Source organism: Prochlorococcus sp. MIT 1201 (assembly GCF_047303415.1).
Classification (GTDB): domain Bacteria; phylum Cyanobacteriota; class Cyanobacteriia; order PCC-6307; family Cyanobiaceae; genus Prochlorococcus; species Prochlorococcus marinus_D.
Window position 1 is genome coordinate 369,901 of sequence record NZ_CP138947.1, and the last position, 22,131, is coordinate 392,031.

The following is a 22,131-nucleotide window of genomic DNA, read 5'->3' on the forward strand; positions in this document are numbered from 1 at the left end:
ATAAGCCGTCGCCAGGCCCTGAGAATGATGGAGACTTCTTACCTTGCGGCTGCTTCAGCTCTGATCTGGGTGGCGCTCTATTACCTCCCTGTTGGTGGAGCCCTATTTCGGCTGGCGTTGCCGTTGCCTTTAGCCCTGCTGCATGTGCGTCGCGGTTCTAAGGCAGGGCTAGAGGGCGTTGCCCTGGCGGTGCTTTTGTTGATTGCCTTGATGGGGCCTGTTCGTGGTCCCTTGGTGCTGTTCCCTTATGGCTTTCTAGCGCTCTGGCTTGGCTGGAGTTGGCATCGTGGGCTGAGCTGGTGGGTGAGTTGGGGGTGTGGAGTTGTGATTGGAACAGCGGGTTTTCTGGTAAGGGTTGTGGTGCTGTCGCTTTTGGTGGGTGAGAACCTTTGGGTGGTGATCACCCGAGCAGGATCAGGTCTGCTTGATCGATTGGTGGACCTGCTCAATCTCCCTCTGGCGCCAGATCTCAATCATGTGCAGCTGATGGCGTTTGCTTTGGTGGTTTTTCAAGAGTTGGTCTACGTGCTTGTTCTTCATGCGCTGGCCTTCTGGATTTTTCCTCGGCTGCAGGGACCAATTCCCGAGCCCCCCAGACTTCTGCATGGCCTCGTTGCCCTGGACCCCCTCTAATTTCAAGCCGGGTTCGCCTCTTAGAGGTCTGCCTTTAGCTTGTAAAGCCTTTGGTGCAGGTGCATCTCCAGCCGCGCAGGAGAGATGGTTAATGCCCTGGCGGGATGGGGGCCTGGGGTTTTCTTTACTGTTGGTGTTGGCTGGCACGCGTACTGCCGAGGTGGAGGGCATTTCGGCGGCAGGTGCTACCTCAGCTGCCCGTCGCTACACAGCTGTGGCAGATGCGGAACTGCTGCTTAAGGGCCCTGATAGGCCAAGGCTGTGCTCGCTTCCACCTCTTCCTGCAGGGATCTCACCGGCCCTGATTAGTTATGTTGCCGCTCGTTGGATTGGCGTAGACCCATTGGTGGCGGCGGTGGGCTTAACCCTGTCGCCACCATTCCCCCATTTGCGTCTGGAGGCGCCGGGAATGGGTCCGGCTGCTTGTTTGAGTACTGGGGAGGCGATGGGTCTGTCGCGTGTGGATGCTCTCTGGCAGCGTGGCTTTTGCCTTGGGCGAGGTCTTCGTCGTCCTTTGGTATTGGCCGAATGTGTCCCTGGAGGCACTACCACGGCTCAGGCTGTACTCACCGGGCTTGGCTTGCAGGTTGCTGATCTGATCAGTGGTAGTGCTCGTCAGGCACCGATGGTCTTGAAACAGGAGTTGGTTGATCGTGGATTGAGTCAAGCGGCCTTGGGGTGTAACCCTCCACCTCAGCGAGTGATTGCGGCCTTAGGTGATCCTTTTCAGCCCGTAGCTGTTGGGCTGCTACTTGGTGCAAGAGAGGCGGGTCAGCCTGTCATGCTTGGCGGTGGAAGTCAGATGGTGGCTGTGCTGGCTCTGGCCTTGGCAGCTATGGAACCATCCCATCGCCAGGACATGGTTGATGGGATAGTGCTGGGTACCACGTCTTGGCTGGCAGAGGAGGCTAAGCGTTCAGATGGCAGGACAGGTGCACTTGAGTGTCTGATCGATTGTGTAGGGGAGTTTTTCGGTGTTCGCCTTTTGGGTTTGGCCACAGGGCTGCGTTTCCATAACAGTCAGCATCGGGCTCTTCAGGATTATGAGCTTGGATATGTCAAAGAAGGTGTTGGTGCTGGAGCCCTGGCGCTATTGGCTCAGCTTCAAGGGGCTTCCTGTGAGCAGCTGTTGGAGGCGTGTGATCAAGCTATGAACCAATTGTTGGGGACGTCTTGCTCATGAGATTTTCTCCGCCCCGTAGGGTCTGATCGATGAGTGGCGCCATGCTTGAACAAAGGCAGCTTGGACGAAGAGAGCTGCTAAAACTGGGCTTGATGGCTGGGCTGATGGGCTTAGCGAGCTGTGGACGTGCCTCAGCAGCCCCTTTGTTGAGAGCAACTCCGGAAACGTTGCCAAAGAAATGGCGGCGCAGTTTGCCCGTGCCTTGGAGCTATCAACCGATTGAAGTTGATGCAGGTAGTAATCCTTTCATCGCCGTACTCGAGCAGGGCAATGACCTGTTGGCTCTTGGTGATGGTTGGCTGACGAGTTTGCCCGCAAAAACCTTGCAGCGGATTGAAGCGCCTGGGCTTCAAGACCGGCTCGATGGTCAGGCGAGGGCCTTTGAAGCCAGCCTGGGACCAGCCCTTCAGTCTCGAGTTCTGCCTGTTGGGGTAAGCCCTTGGGTGTTGCTCTTTCGTCAGGGTGATCCTTGGGCATTACAGGCAAGGTCTGGCTGGCAGGTTTTGTTAGATCCGGCGCTTAAGGGGCGGGTGGTGTTACCCCAGAGCCCCCGTCTTGTGATGTCTCTGGCTGAGAGGATGCAGGTTGCTGATGGATTGCGGCAGCTGCGTGCTCAGGCCTACACCTTTGATGATCGGCAGGGCCTCAACTGGTTAATTCAAGGGAAAGCTCGGGTCGCGGTATTGCCGCTACAGCGCTGCTTGCCGAGCTTGCGTCGTGACCCAAGGCTCAGTGTGGTACTCCCCAACAGTGGAGCACCATTGAACTGGACTGTTCTTGTACGGTCTGCCTTGACCCGGGAGCCATTGCCACAGCAATGGGTCGAGCAGTCTTGGCAGGAGCCTCTGCTGGGACAATTGCTTGCCGGTGGTTGGATCCCTCCGTTGCCACGTGCAGAGTTGCGTCTTGCTTTAAGAGCAATTCCTAAGGCCTATCGCTCCATTGTGTTTCCATCCAAGGAGGTCTGGTCGCGTTGTTGGTCCTTACCAGTGCTGACAGCTGTTCAGCAGATGGAGCTGGATCAGCGTTGGAGCCAATCAACCCCATAGCCTGCGCCTCGGAGCTGCCGCTAGGCGTTGGTGCGTGTCAGCGAGGAGATCCGGGATCGGCAGGTGATGGGGGCAGCGGGGTAAGCATTTGCCACAGCGCTCGCAGGCGCTGCCATCAATACCTTCCCACCAGTGTCCTGCTCGTCCGATCAGGTTGTAACGTTCTTCTGCAAAGGCTTGAAGGTTATGGCCTACGGCCAGATTTCGTAGTCGTAGTAGATCTGGTATGGGTACAGATTTTGGGCAGGGTAGGCAGGCTTTGCACTGGCCGCATCGGTTTTCACCTAGGCGGCGTTCACCTTGTTGGCGGAGTTGGTTGAGGGCTCTTTGCTCGCGTTGATTGAGTGGCCCATCGGCGTTGGCCAACTGCGCAGCAAGTGTCAGGTCCTCTGGCTGAGCAGCACCAAGGCTGAGGGTGCTGATCTTTGCAGCTAGCAGGAAGCGATAGGCAAGTTGGAGAGGCGAGAGTGGGCTGCAGTCCTCAACCAGGGTTGGGCTTGGGTCCTGAAGCCGTCCTCCTTTATCAGCAGGGGAGATTGCCATGACACCCATGCCTGATGCAAGGGCCTCCCGTGCCAGGGGAATACGTTCGGGATCTAGTAGGTGCAGATGCAGGCTGCAGAATTGAAAACGACCGCTTGCTAAGGCTTCCTTGATGAGGGGAGATGAGCCATGGCTAGTGAATCCCACTTGAACAACAAGATCCTCTTCCTCAGCCCAACGCAGTAGCGCTGCGCCGTCTCCCCTTAGGGCCCACTCCAGGTGTTCAGGGCGATTGAGGCCATGAACTGCAAGGTTTTCAAGCTTGGGTCGTCCAAGTCGCGCCAAAAGGTTGTGCAATTCGCACTGCCCTTCTTTCAGGCTTAGCCCTGGTAGAAGTTTGCTGGTGATGACCCAGCCTCCAGAAGGTTCAGCTTGGTTTTGGTGCAGCTGTCGCAGAGCAGTGCCAAGAAAACTTTCTGCCGGGCCATAGGCCGGGGAGGTTTCGATGTGGTTAATGCCAGCGGCCTGGGCAGCTTTAACAACGCCATACATTTGCTCGGCTGAGCCGATTGCCCTCATCGTCCCAAGGGTGAACAGGCTCACTGCCGGTCCCCGACCAAAGGGGCGTCGTATTGGCATCATTCCTGGTGGTCGGGATCTGGATCTGGAGAATTGAAGGGTTCGTCTGTTTCACTTTCACGGGTTTGGAGGTGACGGACCAGAGCCGCAGGACTCACTTCATCAAGGAAGCGGCGGAATTCGTTCTGATCTTCTGCGTCAGCCTCGGCATCTACAGGAATTGAGGCTTCTGCTACGACCTCCTCGAGCATCCAGATGCTGCTTTTGGTGCGGACTGCAAGGGCGATGGCATCACTAGGACGAGCATCAATTTCAAGCAGCAGTGTTGATTCCTCAGGAGTCTTCTCTTCCTCCGGTTCTTCCTCTGATGCCTTGAGACGAAGTTTGAGTACAGCCTGGAATGTGTTGTCTTCAATCGCGTGGATGATGACCCTCTCAAGTTGAAGATTTCCTGCTTTGAGTAGGGCCACCATGAGGTCGTGGCTCAGTGGTCTTGGTATAGGTGAGTCCTGAATCCCGGCCATGATGTTGTGCGCCTGGGCTTGATCGATCCAGATCGGCACCTGTCTTCGTCCGGATGGATCCCTGAGCAGCACGATTGGGCTGCGGCTGGACGCGTCGAGTGCGAGACCGGCAACGCTCATCTCGACCACTGACCCCCCATCTCCCTTTTGTCCGATTATGGCCAGTGATGTTGCCACATACGGCCTGCCATGTTTACGGGGCTAGTTCAGGCGGTGGGACGGGTGCAGCGTCGAGCGACGGGCTTGTTGGTGCAAGGCTGTTCCCCATTAGCACCTCTGGCAGAGGGAGACAGTGTGGCTGTTGATGGGGTCTGCCTGACGGTGGCTGAATTGATCGCGGATGGTTTTCGTGCTGATGTCAGTGAGGAGACGCTTTGTCGAACCAGCCTTGGGGCCAAGGCGGATCGCGGTGGGGTTGTGAACCTTGAACCAGCCCTGCGCCTCTGCGACCGTCTCGGAGGCCATCTGGTCAGTGGCCATGTTGATGGATCTGGAGAGGTGGTGGCTCTGGATGCTCGCTCAACGTCCTGGTATCTGGAGGTCTGCTGGCAAGATCCTGCCTTCGGACGCTATGTCTGCGAAAAAGCCAGCATTGCTTTAGATGGCATCAGTCTCACTGTTGCGGGATGCGTTGAAGACGGCAGCCGCTTCTGGATAGCGGTGATAGCTCATACCTGGATGAGCACGTCTTTACAACAGTTGCAGGTTGGAGCTGTGGTGAATCTGGAGGCCGATCTGTTGGCTAAATACACCGAGCGTCTTTTGGCAGGGGCACCTCATTTACCAATGGCAAGCAACAGGAACACTCAAGAGATCTCAACGGAGTGGCTTGCCAGCCATGGGTGGAGCTGAGTCGCTACGTCTTTTGCACAGGCAGCTTATAAAGCATGGCCGGATCAGGAGACCCTCAATAGCGTTCAGATGCTGTTCATTTTGAACATCTCATGACCGTTGATGACAGGGGATAGTTTGTGATGGAGACTGGGTTTGAGCGGATTTCTTCCGCTTTGGTCTACCATCAGTCTACCCTATGTCCACCAGTCACATCACGCTTCCGAAAGTCCCAACAAGAATCAAGGCAACTAACACCAAGTCCGAGATTCTTACCTCTTACAGGTACAGGGTCATAGAACAGGAGCTAAACGAGATTCAGCAGAAGCAAACTGTTTTATTTGCTGTAGTTGCTCTCCTTATTTGCCTCCTTGTCATCTAACCATTCTCACCTACCCTTCACAAAGGTAGGTTTTTCTTGAGTAGTTATGCCTACACTACACAAACAAGAGCCTGTATTGGATGGTAGAGGTTCTGTAGTCTCTTACACCAGAGACCCATCTGTTTATTACTACCGAGAGCGGGTCTCAAGTAAGAGAGGATACAGAAGTAGGAAGATTGATGGTGCCAAGACTATGGATGAAGCGAAAAGACTAGCGATTGATATAGCTTTTGAGTTTTCAGGTAGGGCGCCATCTGGTAATCAAACTGAAAAGAGTATTGAGAAGCGTTTGCGGACACAACCCATAGATAGAGCTGTAGAGAACTTCCTTGAGTATGAGCGCGAAAGACTTGAGGCAGGATTGATAAAGGAAAGAACATATAGGAACAAGCAAAACTACCTGCGTAATCACCTAATACCCTATCTACTGGATATGGGAATAACTAAAACTAGACAGATAGGAGATGATACATTCTCCAAGTATTTGATATTCCGTAAAGAGGCCAAGAAGTTCACTCTGATAAATGAGATAACTGTAATAAAGGAGTTCTTGAGTGTTTGGCTGGTAAAGAAAAGATTGATAGAACCAGAGGTGGTAGCAAACAAGAAGCTATTCCCTGATATAAACATCAAAATGACTGACCTAATGGCAAACCCAGCTATATCTCAAAACGATTGGACTATTATCAATAATGAGATTAGGAAATGGGTCAGGTCTTCTTCAGATAATATCAATCACCGAGTCCATCTCTGGAGAACATTATTCTGGCACTTCACACTCATCAGCAAGAACAGCGGAGCAAGGCCAGAGGAGTTGAGGAAGTTGAGATGGCGTGATGTTGAGGTGGTAGATGTAGGGAGAATATCTGAATCAAAAAAGCAGGATGAAATAGAGGAACTAAAGAGTGAAGGTATTGATTTAACAGATGATGGTTTTATTAGTGGCTCTGAATGGGCTGATAGTATTGAATCAATAGGAAGGGAAACAAGGTTAGTAGCATACATAACCGTATCAAGCTCTAAAACAGGGGCAATACGAGAGATACCCACTAACACAGGTTATGCCTTTGTAAGGTGGAGGGACTACTTGAATAACTATTATCAAAACCACTATCCGTTCACTAATCGCTCTGTAAAGGCTAACGATTTAGTATTTGGAAATGTGTATAACGATAAGGAGCATCAGCACGATATGTTCGGGTTTGCTTGGAGAACGATTCGGAAATCAGTTGAGGACAGATTAGAAGGACACAAGTTTTCTGATAAACCCTATACTATCTACTCTATGCGCTCTACATTTATAGAGAATAAGCTGATAGAAGGATTAGACCTGTTTTTACTTGCTCGTATAGCAGGACACGACCCGAAGATTCTTCTCAAGCACTACGAGAGAATGAACATCAGAGAGAGAGCTGAAGAAATAACGACAATAAACTATGGAAAGAGAAAGAAGAACATTCAGAAAGTAAACCTCTACAACGAATAAAAAGGATTGAAACTATGATTACCATTATGATGGATGATTCAAGTGTAAGATTTGCCTTACCAACAGACCAAGCACGAAGACTAATAACGAAGAACCCAAGCTGTAAAAGTAGTCTCGCTGATGATAGAACTACGCTGGAATACAAGAGAGACGAGATAGTGGCACTTACTTCTTTACTCAAATACAAGAGCTGCCCAAATAGGTAGCCACACTCACGTCACAGGCATGCTACTGGTTCAAGTGTATTAGTTCTTGCGGGCTCGCAATAAGAAGGTATTGTTTCTGTTAGACACGGGCCGGCAAGTTGACCACCTCCGCTATTCAAAGGCTAAGCGACGTTGACGTATCTGGAGTGGTGCTCAACGAGAATGCTGTCAAAGGCTTAAGCCAGGACGAAAGAGGCCTGCTGAAGGCAAGAGTCGTCATTGCAAATGAGGCGTGGGATACCGCTGGGAACTCAGTAAGGGCATGCGCTCAAGTCCTGTGCGATATCCAGGTCAACGCTAAAAGCAAAGGCAACTGGACCGCCTTGCTTGACTCTGGCGATCTCCACTTCTCCAAGAGCGTTGCCCAAGATCTAGTTGCTGCCAATAAGTGGTTGTCTGAGCATCAAGTGCCTGACAGGTTCTTGACTAACATTTCTGCTAGAACGCTTGGCACAATTGCTCGCGTAAATGACAAAGGCATACAGCAGAAGCTAACTCAAAAGATTGTTGAAGTAGAAGGCGCAGGGATCAGCGAAGCAGAGGTTAAAAAGATACTTAGGGAGTCAAGACCGAAGAAAGCTCTTAAGGAATCAAAGAAGGCAATCAAAACGCTTAGCGAAGGCGCCACTAAAGAGGAGGCAATCAAGCATTACCAAGGGATTGTTGAAGGATTAGAGACTAAATTAAATAGTTCAATGTCCAAAATATCTAGACTTGAAAACTCAAATGCAGAGCTTCAAGGTGAGCTTGCCAAGGTGAAGGCTACATGGAAGGCCAAGACTGAAGCGCTTGAGGAGGAACTGGCTAAGACGAAGGATTCGGGTCATAGCATATAACATGTAAACTCAATAGGCCTGATTATGCGATTCTGATGACAAATAATTTCGCATTACTCGCCTTTAACTTCTTGTTTAAGTAATATTGGAAGTAAATTAGCTAATATATCAAAGTATACATGGAAATGAATTAAAAGTAGAACTTTGGTCGTAAGTGCTTATACTGCTTGAACGCATCAATCACGGTTCCAGTGCATAGATTACTTTTTGCCGCAGCTTCATTATTCTCGGCCTCATCAATTTTCTGTGGAGCAGTTGAGGCTGATGAGAACGCATTATTTTCCTGTATTAACAAGTACAAGTCGCTTGGCATTTCGCCTGATGCAGCCCTGAACGAATGCAAAGAGAAGTCGCTGGCAAATTGTATTAAAAGCTTAATGGGAAAAGAAAAGGTAGAATCATCAGCAGGGAAAGTAAGAGAAGGCTACTTGATTGATTTGGGTGATGACAATAGTGTCTGGATGGATGGACCTGAATGGCGGGATAGAGGCTGCAAGCCAGTAACAAAAGGACAAAGCAGAACGACAAGAATAGGAGACCCTTGGAATGGATTTCTTAAACTGGAATGGTTCCGTCAAGGAACTTGCTCCAAAAGTGAGCTAAAGCTAGGAGGGACTTATTCGTTAGGGGAAGCAAAGAATGCTTGTGAATTAAAAGCTATAGAGGAAGATTGACATATATTATTTTCTATGCTATAATGTATTAGTCCCGACGACTTGGGACTCAGAATTTGCCACACGATCCAGCTCTAACAGGGCTTATCAACTGAGTAAAGGAAGATAACTAGCTGCAGCAAGAGATAAAGTAATACGAAATGAGTGTGAAGTACCTATTGATATGAAGCATTCATTCATTGCGTTACCTCCTGCTGAATCGGGACATCTATACACCACCACCTACGATGAACCTACCCAATGTCACGTATCTTTTTACAGACCCTGATCAAAAGGCTACCGTCATCACCAAGCAACATCTTAAGAACGAGATCTTCGAAGCCTATCAAGCTTCCCAGAATCAACTCAAGCAAGCACGAGAGGAGTTACTACCAGCAGCAATATTTGGAGGTCTTGTCACTCTGCTACTTACTGGAGCATTAACAAACTAATAATTAATGAGCAGGTATTAATTTAATCAATGCCTGCTCTTTATATTTCATATAAGGTAACTAGAACGTCTGCAGTCACCTTTATATCGCTCCAGGTCACAGAGTGTCAAGACAAGCTCAGGGAAGTGGGTAGAGGGTGCATAAGGATTAAGTTATTTGCTAAATATGAAGAATAGAAGTATTCTTTAAATATCTAATGATTTGGTCCATGAATATCAAGTTAAAGACCTTTGGGCTATTTCTAACTCCTGTGCTTATTGGACTCTCTTCTTCTAATCCTGCTAAAGCTGATTTAGGAGGGGCCGATGTATCTGGAGGAGTCGGCAGTGCCCCATCATCTAAAGTCTATGATGCTTGGTGTGGCATAGAATATAATGATTGCAAAGTTAAGTTTAGAGATGGAAGATTAATAGTTGACTCTGGAACTGGTATCACAAGTTCCCAGCTTGTCTCAGTAACTAAGTTGTCTATTTGCAGGCTCCACTCTGCTGGAGCAAGTTGGGGGGGAGGATGTTCAAATGCTTATGGAGCAGTTTTCACAGGTCTATTTAACAAGGAATACACAATTGAATACAATTCAAAAGATGGATATAGAAGTGCTCTTATTACTTTTCGCCACAATGATACCGATATTAAATTTAATAGAGATATAGAAACTTGGATGGGAGAAGTTATGGAGCCTACATCACCAAAGACAAAGAAAACTAGAGTAAGACAAGCACGTGTCGAGACTAAGATCCCTGAAGAAGAGATTAGATGCAGCCCTAGACTTAAGAAATATAAGTGTAGCTACAATTCCTACCTCGATGCTAATCCAGGTATGAAGAAGTGGGCTGAATTAAATCCAGAAATGGCTAATAATGAACGAATTAAGCTAGAATCAATTGATTAATATAACCCTCTACTAACAGATTGGAAGGGTTAGGCTACTGAACAGAAACCCAACTTGATCACCAGAGACCCCTAGGAGCCCCTGTAGCGCTTTTAATGCTTACCCAGCAGGGAATCCCACCTAGCAACTCCTTTCAACTGACTGAGGACCATGCAGGGGGGGTCTGGCGACCAGTTGCGTATACAGGCGAAGTTTGGTGACTGACGTATACAGAGATAACCGACCAGTTATGTCTACAGAGAGAACTGACCACTTACATATACAGAGAGAATTCACATCAGTTACGTATAAAGGGAGAACTGATGACTTACATATACAGGGAGAACCAATGACACACCTATACAGGGCAATAGAGCGGTAACGGACCTATACAGGGGAAAGGTCGACCAATTCCATATACAGGGATAAACAAAGTCAAGTTGGACTTTAAACGAAATGACATAACTAATGAGAAACCATTAGTGCGTAAGTTTAGTTATCTTCCATAAAATAACTGTGCTGACAGTCATGCTACTGTTGAAATTAAAGTTAAGTCTTAGATCAAAGTATCTAGTCCTGCTTTCTTTCCAGGTTTTAGGGTTCCTGATTTGTTTGCTGTATTCCTTGGTGACGTCTTTGATTTAAGACTTAACTACATAGGGTTTTTAGTCCTTTCTTTCACTTGCCTCGCCTGGTGACATATAAATACTTTAATTCATCAACACAACCCTAGGCTTGACAAATAGCGTACTTAGCTTACAGAGCCGGTATAGATACAAGTACTTCAGAAGGGTGGACTGATCTACTTTCGATGTGCAATTCATCTTTGGCTCATTACCCACAACATAAATACCAATGGCACGTAACCAATTAAGCTCAACTAAGGGAAGGCAACTGAAAGTCCAGCAACTGCTAATACCTGAAATAGAAAAGCTACAACAACAGGAACAGCAAGAGCAACAACGGCTTACGATTAATAAACCAATCAAAGAGATCCCTAAACAGACTGTAAAGCAGACACATAAAAAAAGAGCCAACCGTCTTGAGGCTCCCTATACAACACCTAATCCAGCTAAGCCTGGTAAGCCATCACCAGCTGAACTTAAAAAACAAAAGCAGGAAATGTTGGACTGGTTGAATAATGTGAGGATTGGCTAGAGTATTTTTTTATTTCTAGTCAGCTGTACCTAAGATCTCGACTCTTCGTCCGCAACCCCAATCTTATTAGCTCTACTCCGTTCTTATTGCTCCCCTGTCAATATCAACCTTATTAGCTCTCTTCCAATCTTTTAGTGTCCCTGCATAACCTGAACCTTTTGGATCCACAAAACCCATTGGCGAGGATCCCGGGTTCGGCTCATTATAGACGAAACTACTACTCACACTAGGATTAGGATTTGCATAAGGCCCTCGAGGCAAGTTAATCCCACCACTAACAGCTTTCAAGTCGTCAGTTGAGAGTTCCTCGTTGATTTCTTCGTTGGTCTCGTTGGGTTCAGTCATTAGGTGTAAATACTCTCATAGTTAGTATAGCCAACCTTGAGAGTATTTGCCAGAACTGGAATATTGGAGGAAACTGACTGAGATTACCTGATCATTTAAACTCTGCTAGTTAAGGGAACTACATTGGATCTGGCAATGGACCGGATACTACATCAAGTCCAACTTTATAAATAGGATCAACAATATAATTTGGATGGATAATCACTCTCCGTTGATTTGAGCGTGAAATTCTTGAACTGAAGCCGTCCAACTTCGCAAATACACCACCACCGTTGATGGACTGTAGCTCTTCAAGCGTAAGTTCGTTGTTAGTCATTGGTTTGAATGGGTTGAGAGAGATCTATCCCTCGGATGAACACATCATCTACCAATTCCTCTACTAAGTCATTGATCCGAATCATTGCCAGTTGTGATGTTGGTCACAGGTCCTGAGAGGAATTAAGAGAACTAGAATATTTTTAGGACCTACCTGAGATTACATAGTTTCTATTCATCAAGTTCTTGCCAGGTATCGGATGTCTTTTTAAGCGAATATGGAAGTCGTTGAATAAATAAAAAGCCCCCTCAGGGCTTTGTGTGTGTAGGCTGTGGCCGTTTAGTTATCCTTCAGGGTTTACTCTGCAGCGTTAGTTGTTATGGATCTTCGATCTTGACCAGGTTCCAGGTTGGGTTGATCCACCAGACAGGATTTACTCTGAGGTTGCTCGTCGGCACCCCCCACAGCAAACAGCAGCCAGGTTGCTCGTCAGCGTACATAATCCCCCCCCAGCCATACCTTCCAGATCATCATCAGACAGGGTTTGGCGATGCTCTTTTAAGTCTTCTGTGGTGATGGAGAAGCCTGCAGCTTTGGCAATAGCAACAGGGTCTGCACCATCAGCCTTTAACTGTTCCTGCAATGAGGTATCGGCTTGAACCTTGGCGATGAATGCCTTGAGTTGTTCTTCTGACACTTGTTTTTAGTTGCTTTTATTATTATATCATCGCCCTTTATTTGTGCCTATTGTTATCAATAAAGCTTACAGATTTGATGAAGCGGCTTGAGAATAAATAATCAAATAGTCTTACTTGATATTTCTTGCCCCTTCTAATCCTTCTCATCATTCCTATTGTTGAACAGATAGAGCCAAAGCAGGATACTTCCGACAATCAAAACACTTATAAGTGTTGTATTACCTGAGATGATAATAAACACAGTTCAGAAGGTAATACAACAATATTCCAATCCATACCGATGTATATCCATTCCAGCTTTACAGGTAATCCTACCAAGACTCCTAACCATATCCATTACTATCCAATCCGTATCAGAAGGAAACTGGAAGAAGGAGAAGTTGAACCAAATGAATCAACAACTAATAACCAAGACTTTCACACGATGATGGTCTCAAAGGAGCTTGCTACACACTCACGATTCAGATGTGCGAGAGAAGCTACTTATTTAGGGTTCTGAATCGTATCAAATAAGAGATGTAGTGGTAGCAAGGGTTCTCAAGGATGGTTATTTTGGTCTGTATTGGCAGGAATCCAGTCCATAACTACATTCTTTGATTTACTGCCTATAACGAGGTTGTATTTATGTATGTTAGTACAGTTTATGCAAATAGAATTATAGAAAAAATCAAGTTCACCTTTATCATATACCTCCCACGGTGTTAGTCCATTGTCAGGTCATGCCTGTGAGGGGGGCCGATGACATTGGGGGGAAGGTTGATTACTCCTCCGTCACCACCAACACCACCGTCAACACCTTCTAGGTCTTCATCAGAGAGTTCTACCTTTTCTTCATCCTTTGGTGAGAGTTTCTCATCCTTTGGTTCTTTGGGGTTACTCATTGTCGAGATTGAGAAACAGGGACATATGTGTCTTCATCGGTATGGGCAATAAAAACACCACCACCGTCAACACCTTCCAAGTCTGTGTCGGTGAGTTCTACCTTCTCCTCATCCCAACACTTGTCTAGGTTCACACTGTCTTTGTGTTCTTTGGGGTTATTCATAATGGGTCGGAAGTCCATCTTCACCTGGGTTTAGAAGTTCACCTGTGAGAGGGTCGAGGACCGTTCCTCCCTCACCACCAACACCACCGTCAACACCTTCTAAGTCTTCATCAGAGAGTTCTACCTTCCCTTCATCCTTTGGTTCTTTGGGGTCAGTCATTAATCGATAAAACCAGAAGTGACGTTGGAGTTAACATCAACTAGAAGTTGTCTCTATTCAGGAGGTTTACTACCATAGAGTATTTTCTCCTCCCATCCATCACCACCACCACTAACATTATCTAAGTCTTCATCAGATAGTTCTATTTTCCCTTCATCCTAAGGAGGTTTCACACCGTCTTTCTTGGGGTTGGGTTTAGTCATTAGGTGTAAATACTCTTGATGTAGTCTAATCGTTATTAGAGGTTTTGACCAAAAAAAATTAAATAAATGTTTGAAGGGCCTTATCGGATATAGATGGCCTCCATATGCCCCATAGTCCCCCCTTTGGAATCCAGATATTCTACAGAGAGTAAGTTGATTTCCCTATATATCTCTCATTTTGTCTACCAGTTACACTTATTCAGTCTATTTACCCGCTGAAATCCCTGTTATTACTCAAAACTACTGACCTTCTACAGAGGTATGCGCACAGAATGTCCTGCTTTGTGAGGCTTTATTAGTTCTTTAGTTCTACTTTGGTGCATCACCTCCAAAGTTCTTCGTCCTCTGTTTGTCGTGCATCGGCTCTATTGACCCTCCCTTCTGGCGAGTATATATACCTATTAGTCTACCCTTGGTCTACCACCGATTTTCGGCTAGAGTCTAGTAATGTTACGGAACTACCGATGGTTGATGAACGTCAGGATTCTTTGGTCACTTTCAAGGCCTTTGCGATTGCTGAAGGCATTGTGTTGATCGTGCTTGGTGTGTTGGCTTTGATCTTTCCGGTGGTCGCTGCAAGTTGGACGACCGGGTTGATTGCTGTGTTGTTTCTGGTGGGCGGCATCGTTGGCTGGATTAGCAACCTTGCTCGCTCTTCCCGGATGGCTCGTTGGGTTTGTTTTTGGCGTCTAGTGGTATCAACACTGTTCTTGGTAGCAGGCGCATCGATGATCTCCAATATGAAGAACCCTGCTGAGGCAGCTGTTCAGGTGGCGACATTTGCCTTGGCGATTGGCATCGTGTTTTTGGCAGAGGGTGTCGTGGCTTTCTTTACTGGACTGGCGCACGCAAAACGCGCTGGGTCTGGCTGGGCAATTGCCAATGGGGTGATCACTTTTCTTCTTGGCTTGTTGATTGTGACAATGAAGTTTTGGCAGCTGTCTTGGGTCCTCGGAGTATTGGTGGGAATCAGCTTTCTGTTTAGTGGCATTGACTTGATTGCCTTTAGCTCAACCCTGCACGACGACAATCAGCCTCCTGCTCTCACCTGAAATGGCTAAAAAAGATCTATTCAGTTGTGCCAATTGCTAATTTTCGGGTGTCTCTAAGGCGATGTTGATAATGGATAGACCAAAGCATTAAGGAGGGTGCAAATTACTTCTTGTCACCCTCATTATCTAGTGGTAGCAACCAGATAGCACCTGATTCTCGGTGGATTTCGATGCGGAACTCTTGGCCAGGTTCTAGGCCGAGTCTGCGTGTATAGGCGTGCCCAATAAGCAGGTTGCCATTTCCGTGGACCCGAGTGCGAAACTCGGCTTGACGACCGCGTGAAGCCGCTGGCCCTCCACTGCTGGAGGGAAGCTTGTAACCCTTGGCTTCCACGAGAGCTCGATAGAAACTCTTGCGCAAGACACGTCCACTTGGCCCCACGTATCCGCAGCCACGAGCAATCTCATCCTCAGGACGGTTGCTGAGTGACCTGGCCTTGTCTAGAAGTTCTTTTCCGACGAGCATTTCGCCAGGTTTATTCGTGTTGATTCTGACGAATTCTTCCGACCGTGGCAAGTTATTGATCGAACTTCTCTTGATTGAGATGTAGGGCCTTGGCTTTAGAGAAGGTAGAAGATGATGAATAAGATCACCCAGATGCCGTCTACGAAGTGCCAATAGAGCTCAGCGGCTTCGAGGGGGAAATGGTTTTCACTGGTGACACGACCGCCTGGTGAACGAGCCTGCCACCAGACGATCAAGATCATGATCGTCCCTAGGGTGACGTGTAGCCCGTGAAAGCCTGTAACGGCATAGAAGGTGCTGGCGTAAAGGTTGTCTGTGAGGCCAAATGGCAGTGTGAAGTACTCGACCATTTGGCTGGCTAGAAAGGCCAGCCCAAGGCCAGCAGTGATGAACAGCCAACGTTGACATTGGCCTGATTGGTTGCGCTTCAGAGCTTGTCCAGCTCGATGGAAAGTGGCGCTGCTCACGAGGAGTAACACCGTATTCAAGGTGGGGAGGGGCAGCTCTAATTGATAAACCGCATCAGGCAGCAGGGGATTGACAGCCCGAAATGTGAGATAGGCGACAAAAAAGCCCGCGAAGGTCATGCCATCAGCCACTAGGAAGGTGGCTAGGCCGAACATGCGGTGATCAGCATGTTCCTCTCCACGCTCAGCATGTTCATCTTCTAGATCAGCCTGCACCTCATCGTCATGGTCGATCGTTGGGAGGGATGTCATTGGCTTTTGCTCCCTAGATCACTATCACTGTTGCTGGTTTTTTCTAGGTTGAGCGGCTCCTCAGCTACGCCATAGCCATAGGGCTCTGTTACCAGAGGGGCTTTGCCGCTCCAGTTTTCCACTGGTGGTGGGGAGCTGGTGAGCCATTCAGGAGTAAGCGCCCTCCAGGGGTTGTCTCCGGCAATGGCACCGCTCAATGCACTCTGCACGACGTTCCAGAGAAAGGGCAGCGTGCTGATGGCCATCAGCAAGGCCCCAACACTGCTGATTTGATTGATTACGGTGAATTGCGGGTCGTATTCCGCCACACGGCGGGGCATGCCGTTGAGGCCTAGCCAATGCTGTGGGGCAAAGCAGAGATTGAAGCCGATGAAAGTGATTAAAAAATGAAACCGCCCCAGAGACTCATTGAGCATGCGCCCAGTGAATTTTGGATACCAGTGATAAATAGAGGCAAAGATCACAAACACCGAACCTCCATAGACGATGTAGTGAAAATGGGCAACAACAAAGTAGGTATCATGCACGTGAATGTCGAATGGAACTTGTGCAAGTGCTACGCCAGTAATGCCGCCAAGCACAAAGTTGACAATGAAGCCACAGGAGAAAAGTACAGCACTGTTTAGAGAGATGCGCCCTCCCCAGAGTGTTGCCAGCCAGTTGAAGAACTTAATTCCTGTAGGTACGGCAATGAAGGATGTGGCAATGGTGAAAAAGAGGCGCATCCAAGGAGGTGTTCCACTGGTGAACATGTGATGTGCCCAAACCACGAGGCCAAGGATCACGATGGTCATGATTGAATACACCATTGAGGTGTAGCCAAAAAGTGGTTTGCGGCAGTGAACAGGAAGGATTTCGCTGACCAATCCGAAGGCTGGCAGCACCATGATGTATACAGCTGGGTGGGAATAAAACCAGAAAAGATGTTGGTAGACGACTGCGTTTCCACCCAGGCTGGGGTTGAAGAATCCTGTATGGGCAACGATGTCGAAACTTAAAAGAACCAGTGTTCCAGCCAATACTGGCGTGGAGAGCACCACCAGGATGCTTGTGCCGAGCATCGCCCAGCAGTACATGGGTAGTTGCATTAGCTTGAGTCCGGGCTGCCGCAGCTTGAGGATGGTGGCGATGAAGTTGATGCCACCAAAGATTGAGCTACCGCCAAGCAAGAGCACACTGAGAATCCATAAGATCTGTCCTGCGGCGGGGGTGGTGATACTCAGCGGTGGATAGGCCGTCCAGCCGGATTGAGCAGCACCGGTAATGAAGTAGCTACTGATCAGCAACAGGCCAGCAGGAGGGATCATCCAGAAGGCCACGGCATTGAGTCGAGGGAAGGCCATATCACGGGCTCCCACATAAAACGGAATGAGATAGTTGCCGAAGGCACCGTTCACGACCGGCACGATCCACAGGAAGATCATCACTGTGCCGTGCAGCGTTAGCACCTGGTTGTAGACATCCCTGGCCATGAAGTCGGCGATGGGGCTTGCTAGTTCGATGCGGATGGCGCCACCAAGCACTCCGCCGATTAGGTAGAAGATGAATCCGCAAACCAAGTACTGCAGACCAATGACCTTGTGGTCAAGGCTGAAGCTGAAGTAACGCAACCAGCCAGTTGGTTGAAGACCATCTGATTGCTTTTTGCTGGGAGGGGAGATGGCAACCGTCATGCTTCTGAAACCGTTGTTTTGGCGTTGTTGCTGAACCAGGTGTCGTAGTCACCGGGCGCTTCGACAATCACTTTCGTATGCATGTTCCCGTGGTATGGACCGCAGAGTTCGGCGCAGATGATTGGATAGCGTCCTGGCTTGGTTGCGGTGAAGTTCAAGAGAGTGGGCTGACCAGGAATGATGTCTTGCTTGATGCGGAATTCGGGAACCCAGAAGGCATGGATGACATCCTTGGATTCCATGCGCAGTGTCACAGGTTGGCCTAGAGGCACGTGCAACTCGCCAGAAATGATGTCGCCTTGGGGATAGTGGAAGAGGAAGGCATACTGCATTGCGGTGACTTCCACCGCTAATGAGGTAAGGCTGTTGTCAGCACTGGAGGCATCGGCGACAGAACCGATCCCTCCCCAGATTTGTTCCTTCATGTCCATCATCTGATGGTCATGGGCGTCATGGGCTAATGGAACCATTCCGCCCATGCGGTCGTAGATGTCGAAGCTGTAAAGCCCAACAAACAACACGACCACAGCAGGTACAGCTGTCCAAAAGATTTCAAGGGGGAGATTGCCTTCAATGGCGAGGCCGTCCTCCAATTGACCAGGACGTCTGCGGAACTTAATCAGGCTGAATACAACCAACCCGACAATGCCGAGAAAAAGGATTGCTCCGATGCTGAAAAGGACTCGGAAGAGTTCGTCGTATACGGGTGCATTCGCACTTGCATCAACAGGGAGCAGATTGACGTTCTGGCCAATCCATAGGCCTCCAAGTACAAGGGCAATGACCAACGCCAGCGTCAGGATGGCAAAGGGAGTCCGCACGGAATCTATTTGGATCTTTTAAGGCTATGGAGATCGCTCCAAAGCAACATGCAGTGATTATTAAGTCGTCGCAAATTTTGCAAGAAATCCTTATTTTGCAAGGTGTTTGATGAGCTTAGTTTTTTTTGCCTAAGCGCTTCTGTCAGGGATGGGTGATTTGGCGACCAGTGGTGATGTCGCAGTCGTCTAGACAAGGTGAATCTGATGATTCAATCGCTACATTCTCAGAGATAACAAGCGTGATCTTTGGGACTAAAGCCTCTTCATCGACTTACGTTATTTCATTATTGCATAGTAGCATGATATCGCCTCTGCCTCGGGTTCGCTGGCGTCTTGCGCAGTTGGCTGTACATCTTGTTGTTGCCCTGATTGCGCTGGTTGTGATTGGAGGAGCGACGCGTGTGATGGAGGCAGGGTTGGCTTGTCCGGATTGGCCGCTCTGTTATGGCTCTCTTCTGCCTGGGCGTCAGATGAATGTCCAGGTTTTTCTTGAGTGGTTTCATCGCCTTGATGCCTTTGTGGTGGGCCTTGCCCTGTTAGCGCAATTAGGGGCTGCTATCTGTTGGCGTTCTCAGTTGCCCGCTTGGCTTCCCTGGGTCTGCGGCGGCCTGGTGGTTTTAGTTTTAGTCCAGGGAGCTCTTGGAGCCCTGACTGTCTTGCAGCTTTTGCCTTCTGGTGTGGTGACGGCGCATCTGGCATTTGCGCTCACACTTGTGGCGGCGGTGAGTGCTCTAGCTCAGGGCTTGTTGTCCTCTTCTGTTGAGTCACCGCCTTTGTGGTGGCGCCTAATGGGTGGAGCCTCCTTGTTGGCAGTGATAGGTCAGTGTCTTCTTGGTGGTCGTATGGCCACGGCCTGGGCGGCCCAGCGTTGCCTGAATGGCGGACAGGCCTGTCAATGGCTGGATTGGCACCGTATTTCTGCCACACCCGTTGCGGCATGCGTAGTGATCTTTGTTGGCACTGCTCTCTTGGTCGGTGGCTGGCCTCGACGCCAGTGGCCTTTTTTGATATCTGCTTTAGCACTTGTTGTGACCCAGGTAGGCCTTGGATTTCTTACCTTGCAGCTTGGACTATCCCAGCCTGCAGTGACGGTTTGCCATCAGCTAGTTGCAACTCTGCTTGTGGCCTTGCTTGCCGCCCTTACCTTCCGTAATCCGGAAGGATCACCTTTGGCGGTGTCTGCCGTTGGTGATGCATCCTCGATAGACCATTGTCATGGTTAGTTCAACGCCAGAGATGCTCCAGGGGGGGGTGACCCGGGAGCAGATCGTGCCTTCTCGCAAGCGGATCAAGCTGCCCGCTTGGTTGGAGATTGCCAAACCACGCTTAATTCCACTGCTTTTGGCGACAACCCTTGGTGGGATGGCGTTATCCGAAGGTTGGCCCCTACCTTCTCTCAGGCTGGCCTGCACCCTAGGAGGAGGAGCTCTGGCTGCTGCTGCTGCTGGTGTTCTCAACTGCATTTGGGAACAGGATCTTGATGGCCGCATGCAACGCACAAGTGGTAGGGCTTTGCCTTCAGGACGCTTGTCTCCAACTGCGGCGTTCATCGGTGCCATCTCTTGCACCTTGGCGGCAGCGGCTCTGTTGGTAAGTGGTGTGAACTGTCTTGCGGCTGGCCTGTCTTTGCTTGGTTTGTGCAGTTACGTGCTGCTTTACACGGCAATCTTGAAGCCCCGCACGCCCCAAAACATTGTCATCGGAGGGGTTGCTGGAGCGATCCCCCCTCTCGTGGGTGCGGCTGCGGCCAGCGGGCATGTGGGGCTTAGTGGATGGTGGTTGTTCTCCCTGGTAATGCTTTGGACCCCAGCGCATTTTTGGGCACTGGCCCTGTTGCTGCGAGACGACTACAAGGCTGTTGGGATACCCATGCTTCCTGTTGTTAAGGGCCCTGTGGTCACCGTCAGAGCCATTTCTCGTTATGGCTGGGCCACGGTTCTACTCAGCGGTTTTGGTGTCTGGGCCTTGCCGGAGGGGGGCTTGCTCTACGGACTTTTGTTGATCCCTTTTAATGCTCGTCTGCTGCAAATGGTTCATCAGCTAGGTGCTGCTCCTGAGAATGTTGATCGAGCCAAGGGGCTCTTCCGTTGGTCGATCTTCTATATGTTTGGTATCTGCATTCTTCTGGTGGTTAGTCGTTTGCCCATGGCGGCTAATTTTGATCTTCAGGCCTGGTCTTTGCTTCAGCAGATGGCGAGCAGCGGGAAGTTCATCTAAACAGAAGTCACTAGAGACCCCCTGGAGGGTCTGGTAGCTCTATATAGCTGCCTAGATTTTTAAGACTTGTACTACGTTCCCTCTTGATGCCGATGATTGAACTGAAGCAGCTTGAGAAGTCCTATGGAACGGTTCAAGCCCTAAAAGGTCTCAGCCTAAAGGTGCCTCGGGGATGTCTTTATGGTTTGCTTGGTCCAAATGGTGCAGGCAAAACAACCACTCTCAGGATTCTTTGCACCCTTCTGGCTCCTGATTCAGGCACGGTCAGCGTGGCTGGCCTCAATGCTTTAAGTGATCCTCGTGCTGTGCGGCTCGAATTGGGCTATGTGGCACAAGAGGTTGCTATCGACAAGATCCTCACAGGTAGGGAGTTGTTGCAGTTGCAGGGGGATTTGTATCACTTGCGCTCTAGCGATAGGGATGGACGCATTGCTGAATTGATTGATTGCCTTGGCATGCAGGATTGGATTGATCGACGTTGCGGCACCTATTCGGGTGGCATGCGTCGCCGGATAGACCTGGCCTCAGGTTTGTTGCATCAACCACAGTTGCTGGTGTTGGATGAGCCCACCGTTGGTTTGGACATCGAGAGTCGTTCAGCGATTTGGCAATTGTTGCGTGAGTTGAGGGCCCAAGGCACCACCGTGCTCCTTAGTAGCCATTACCTTGAGGAGGTTGAGGCCCTTGCTGATCGGATGGCGATCATTGATGACGGGCGAGTGATCGCAGAGGGAACTCCTGATCAGCTCAAGCAGCAACTTGGAGGTGATCGGGTGACTCTGCGTGTGAAGGAATTCAGCGATGATCGTGAGGCCGAGCAGGTCAGGCAGCTTCTCCAAGGTGTGGATGGTGTGCGCCAGGTGGTGGTCAATCGGGTACAGGGTTTTTCCCTCAACCTTGTTGTAGAGAATGAACAGGTTGTGCCTCGTTTGCGTGAGCAACTTGATGGTGCTCAGCTGCCTGTCTTTGCCCTCGCTCACAGTCGCCCGAGCTTGGATGATGTTTATTTGCAGGCCACTGGCCGAACCCTGATGGACGCTGAGTTAGCTGTAGCTGGTCAACGAGACTCAAAGCTGGAGCGTAAAAAAGCGATGCGTTGATCCCTTTCGTTCGTTTTATTGAGTTGGATCTGCCTTAATCCACCCTTTTC

26 protein-coding genes are annotated in these 22,131 nt (G+C 49.2%); 14 read left to right on the plus strand and 12 right to left on the minus strand.

The annotated features are described in order from the left end of the window. The first annotated feature begins 24 nt into the window (after positions 1-24). Genes SIB41_RS01705 through SIB41_RS01715 form a run of 3 tightly spaced genes read left to right on the plus strand, consistent with a single transcriptional unit; the run spans position 25 to position 2,865 of the window. Positions 25-633 (plus strand): DUF2232 domain-containing protein, encoded by a 609-nt coding sequence (locus SIB41_RS01705; RefSeq protein WP_063403806.1) that lies wholly within the window; start codon positions 25-27, stop codon positions 631-633. Continuing rightward, a complete protein-coding gene (locus tag SIB41_RS01710) occupies positions 605-1,816 on the plus strand; it encodes a nicotinate-nucleotide--dimethylbenzimidazole phosphoribosyltransferase (protein ID WP_413359950.1) in 1,212 nt (403 codons plus the stop codon). Before SIB41_RS01705 ends, SIB41_RS01710 begins: the two co-directional genes overlap by 29 nt. 29 nt (positions 1,817-1,845) lie before the next feature. Further along, the gene (locus tag SIB41_RS01715; RefSeq protein WP_413359952.1) at positions 1,846-2,865 is read left to right on the plus strand and encodes an ABC transporter substrate-binding protein; all 1,020 of its coding nucleotides are present in this window, start codon (positions 1,846-1,848) and stop codon (positions 2,863-2,865) included. Here SIB41_RS01715 and SIB41_RS01720 read toward each other — a convergent pair. After that, on the minus strand, positions 2,854-3,990 hold the full coding sequence (locus tag SIB41_RS01720; protein WP_413359954.1) for an aldo/keto reductase: 1,137 nt from the start codon (positions 3,988-3,990) through the stop codon (positions 2,854-2,856). The genes SIB41_RS01715 and SIB41_RS01720 overlap by 12 nt on opposite strands. Beyond that, positions 3,987-4,571, minus strand: coding sequence for a bifunctional nuclease family protein (locus tag SIB41_RS01725; RefSeq protein ID WP_011825307.1), 585 nt, complete (start codon positions 4,569-4,571; stop codon positions 3,987-3,989). Before SIB41_RS01725 ends, SIB41_RS01720 begins: the two co-directional genes overlap by 4 nt. 69 nt (positions 4,572-4,640) lie before the next feature. Here SIB41_RS01725 and SIB41_RS01730 point away from each other — a divergent pair, with 69 nt between their 5' ends. The 7 genes from SIB41_RS01730 (at position 4,641) to SIB41_RS01760 (ending at position 11,326) form a co-directional block, all read left to right on the plus strand. Next, positions 4,641-5,303, plus strand: a complete 663-nt coding sequence (locus tag SIB41_RS01730) for a riboflavin synthase (RefSeq protein ID WP_413359956.1) — start codon at positions 4,641-4,643, stop codon at positions 5,301-5,303. 407 nt (positions 5,304-5,710) lie between these two features. Further along, positions 5,711-7,150 carry a hypothetical protein gene (locus SIB41_RS01735; protein WP_413359957.1) on the plus strand — a complete coding sequence of 480 codons (1,440 nt, stop codon included), beginning with the start codon at positions 5,711-5,713 and terminating at the stop codon, positions 7,148-7,150. Between the two features lie 304 nt (positions 7,151-7,454). Further along, on the plus strand, positions 7,455-8,192 hold the full coding sequence (locus tag SIB41_RS01740; protein ID WP_413359959.1) for a hypothetical protein: 738 nt from the start codon (positions 7,455-7,457) through the stop codon (positions 8,190-8,192). Positions 8,193-8,359: 167 nt separating this feature from the next. After that, positions 8,360-8,866: a hypothetical protein gene (locus SIB41_RS01745; RefSeq protein ID WP_413359961.1), complete on the plus strand. Its 507-nt coding sequence runs from the start codon at positions 8,360-8,362 to the stop codon at positions 8,864-8,866. Between the two features lie 179 nt (positions 8,867-9,045). Then, the gene (locus SIB41_RS01750; protein WP_413359963.1) at positions 9,046-9,297 is read left to right on the plus strand and encodes a hypothetical protein; all 252 of its coding nucleotides are present in this window, start codon (positions 9,046-9,048) and stop codon (positions 9,295-9,297) included. Positions 9,298-9,505: 208 nt separating this feature from the next. Continuing rightward, positions 9,506-10,189, plus strand: a complete 684-nt coding sequence (locus SIB41_RS01755) for a hypothetical protein (RefSeq protein WP_413359966.1) — start codon at positions 9,506-9,508, stop codon at positions 10,187-10,189. Positions 10,190-11,023: 834 nt separating this feature from the next. Then, the gene (locus SIB41_RS01760; RefSeq protein ID WP_413359969.1) at positions 11,024-11,326 is read left to right on the plus strand and encodes a hypothetical protein; all 303 of its coding nucleotides are present in this window, start codon (positions 11,024-11,026) and stop codon (positions 11,324-11,326) included. A 72-nt stretch (positions 11,327-11,398) separates the two neighbouring features. On the opposite strand, the gene SIB41_RS01765 is transcribed toward SIB41_RS01760, so the two are convergent. The 6 genes from SIB41_RS01765 to SIB41_RS01790 all read right to left on the minus strand — a co-directional run bounded on the left by SIB41_RS01765 (position 11,399) and on the right by SIB41_RS01790 (position 13,830). Next, on the minus strand, positions 11,399-11,671 hold the full coding sequence (locus tag SIB41_RS01765; RefSeq protein WP_413359971.1) for a hypothetical protein: 273 nt from the start codon (positions 11,669-11,671) through the stop codon (positions 11,399-11,401). Positions 11,672-11,789: 118 nt separating this feature from the next. Then, positions 11,790-11,987 carry a CCRG-2 family RiPP gene (locus tag SIB41_RS01770; protein WP_413359973.1) on the minus strand — a complete coding sequence of 66 codons (198 nt, stop codon included), beginning with the start codon at positions 11,985-11,987 and terminating at the stop codon, positions 11,790-11,792. Between the two features lie 373 nt (positions 11,988-12,360). Beyond that, a complete protein-coding gene (locus SIB41_RS01775; RefSeq protein ID WP_413359976.1) occupies positions 12,361-12,624 on the minus strand; it encodes a Nif11-like leader peptide family natural product precursor in 264 nt (87 codons plus the stop codon). Between the two features lie 702 nt (positions 12,625-13,326). Continuing rightward, positions 13,327-13,506 (minus strand): hypothetical protein, encoded by a 180-nt coding sequence (locus SIB41_RS01780; protein ID WP_413359978.1) that lies wholly within the window; start codon positions 13,504-13,506, stop codon positions 13,327-13,329. Next, a complete protein-coding gene (locus SIB41_RS01785) occupies positions 13,503-13,670 on the minus strand; it encodes a hypothetical protein (protein WP_413359981.1) in 168 nt (55 codons plus the stop codon). Before SIB41_RS01785 ends, SIB41_RS01780 begins: the two co-directional genes overlap by 4 nt. Beyond that, positions 13,663-13,830, minus strand: a complete 168-nt coding sequence (locus SIB41_RS01790; protein WP_413359983.1) for a hypothetical protein — start codon at positions 13,828-13,830, stop codon at positions 13,663-13,665. Before SIB41_RS01790 ends, SIB41_RS01785 begins: the two co-directional genes overlap by 8 nt. A 667-nt stretch (positions 13,831-14,497) precedes the next feature. Between SIB41_RS01790 and SIB41_RS01795 the strand changes: the two genes are divergently transcribed. Beyond that, the gene (locus SIB41_RS01795) at positions 14,498-15,085 is read left to right on the plus strand and encodes an HdeD family acid-resistance protein (RefSeq protein ID WP_413359986.1); all 588 of its coding nucleotides are present in this window, start codon (positions 14,498-14,500) and stop codon (positions 15,083-15,085) included. 103 nt (positions 15,086-15,188) lie between these two features. Here SIB41_RS01795 and SIB41_RS01800 read toward each other — a convergent pair whose 3' ends face one another. The 4 genes from SIB41_RS01800 to SIB41_RS01815 form a co-directional block, all read right to left on the minus strand. Next, on the minus strand, positions 15,189-15,551 hold the full coding sequence (locus SIB41_RS01800) for an AbrB family transcriptional regulator (RefSeq protein WP_413359988.1): 363 nt from the start codon (positions 15,549-15,551) through the stop codon (positions 15,189-15,191). Positions 15,552-15,646: 95 nt separating this feature from the next. Beyond that, positions 15,647-16,270 (minus strand): heme-copper oxidase subunit III, encoded by a 624-nt coding sequence (locus SIB41_RS01805; protein WP_413359990.1) that lies wholly within the window; start codon positions 16,268-16,270, stop codon positions 15,647-15,649. Further along, the gene (gene ctaD / locus SIB41_RS01810) at positions 16,267-17,943 is read right to left on the minus strand and encodes a cytochrome c oxidase subunit I (protein ID WP_413359992.1); all 1,677 of its coding nucleotides are present in this window, start codon (positions 17,941-17,943) and stop codon (positions 16,267-16,269) included. Before ctaD ends, SIB41_RS01805 begins: the two co-directional genes overlap by 4 nt. Then, a complete protein-coding gene (locus tag SIB41_RS01815) occupies positions 17,940-18,764 on the minus strand; it encodes a cytochrome c oxidase subunit II (RefSeq protein ID WP_413359994.1) in 825 nt (274 codons plus the stop codon). The genes ctaD and SIB41_RS01815 overlap by 4 nt, the downstream gene beginning before the upstream one ends. Positions 18,765-19,063: 299 nt before the next feature. On the opposite strand from SIB41_RS01815, the gene SIB41_RS01820 reads away from it, so the two are divergent. The 3 genes from SIB41_RS01820 (at position 19,064) to SIB41_RS01830 (ending at position 22,081) form a co-directional block, all read left to right on the plus strand. Continuing rightward, positions 19,064-19,987 (plus strand): COX15/CtaA family protein, encoded by a 924-nt coding sequence (locus SIB41_RS01820; protein WP_413359997.1) that lies wholly within the window; start codon positions 19,064-19,066, stop codon positions 19,985-19,987. Next, entirely contained in the window at positions 19,980-20,981 is a 1,002-nt protein-coding gene (locus tag SIB41_RS01825) for a heme o synthase (RefSeq protein WP_413359999.1), read from the plus strand. The genes SIB41_RS01820 and SIB41_RS01825 overlap by 8 nt, the downstream gene beginning before the upstream one ends. An 86-nt stretch (positions 20,982-21,067) precedes the next feature. Beyond that, entirely contained in the window at positions 21,068-22,081 is a 1,014-nt protein-coding gene (locus SIB41_RS01830) for an ABC transporter ATP-binding protein (RefSeq protein WP_063403669.1), read from the plus strand. Positions 22,082-22,131 lie beyond the last annotated feature (50 nt).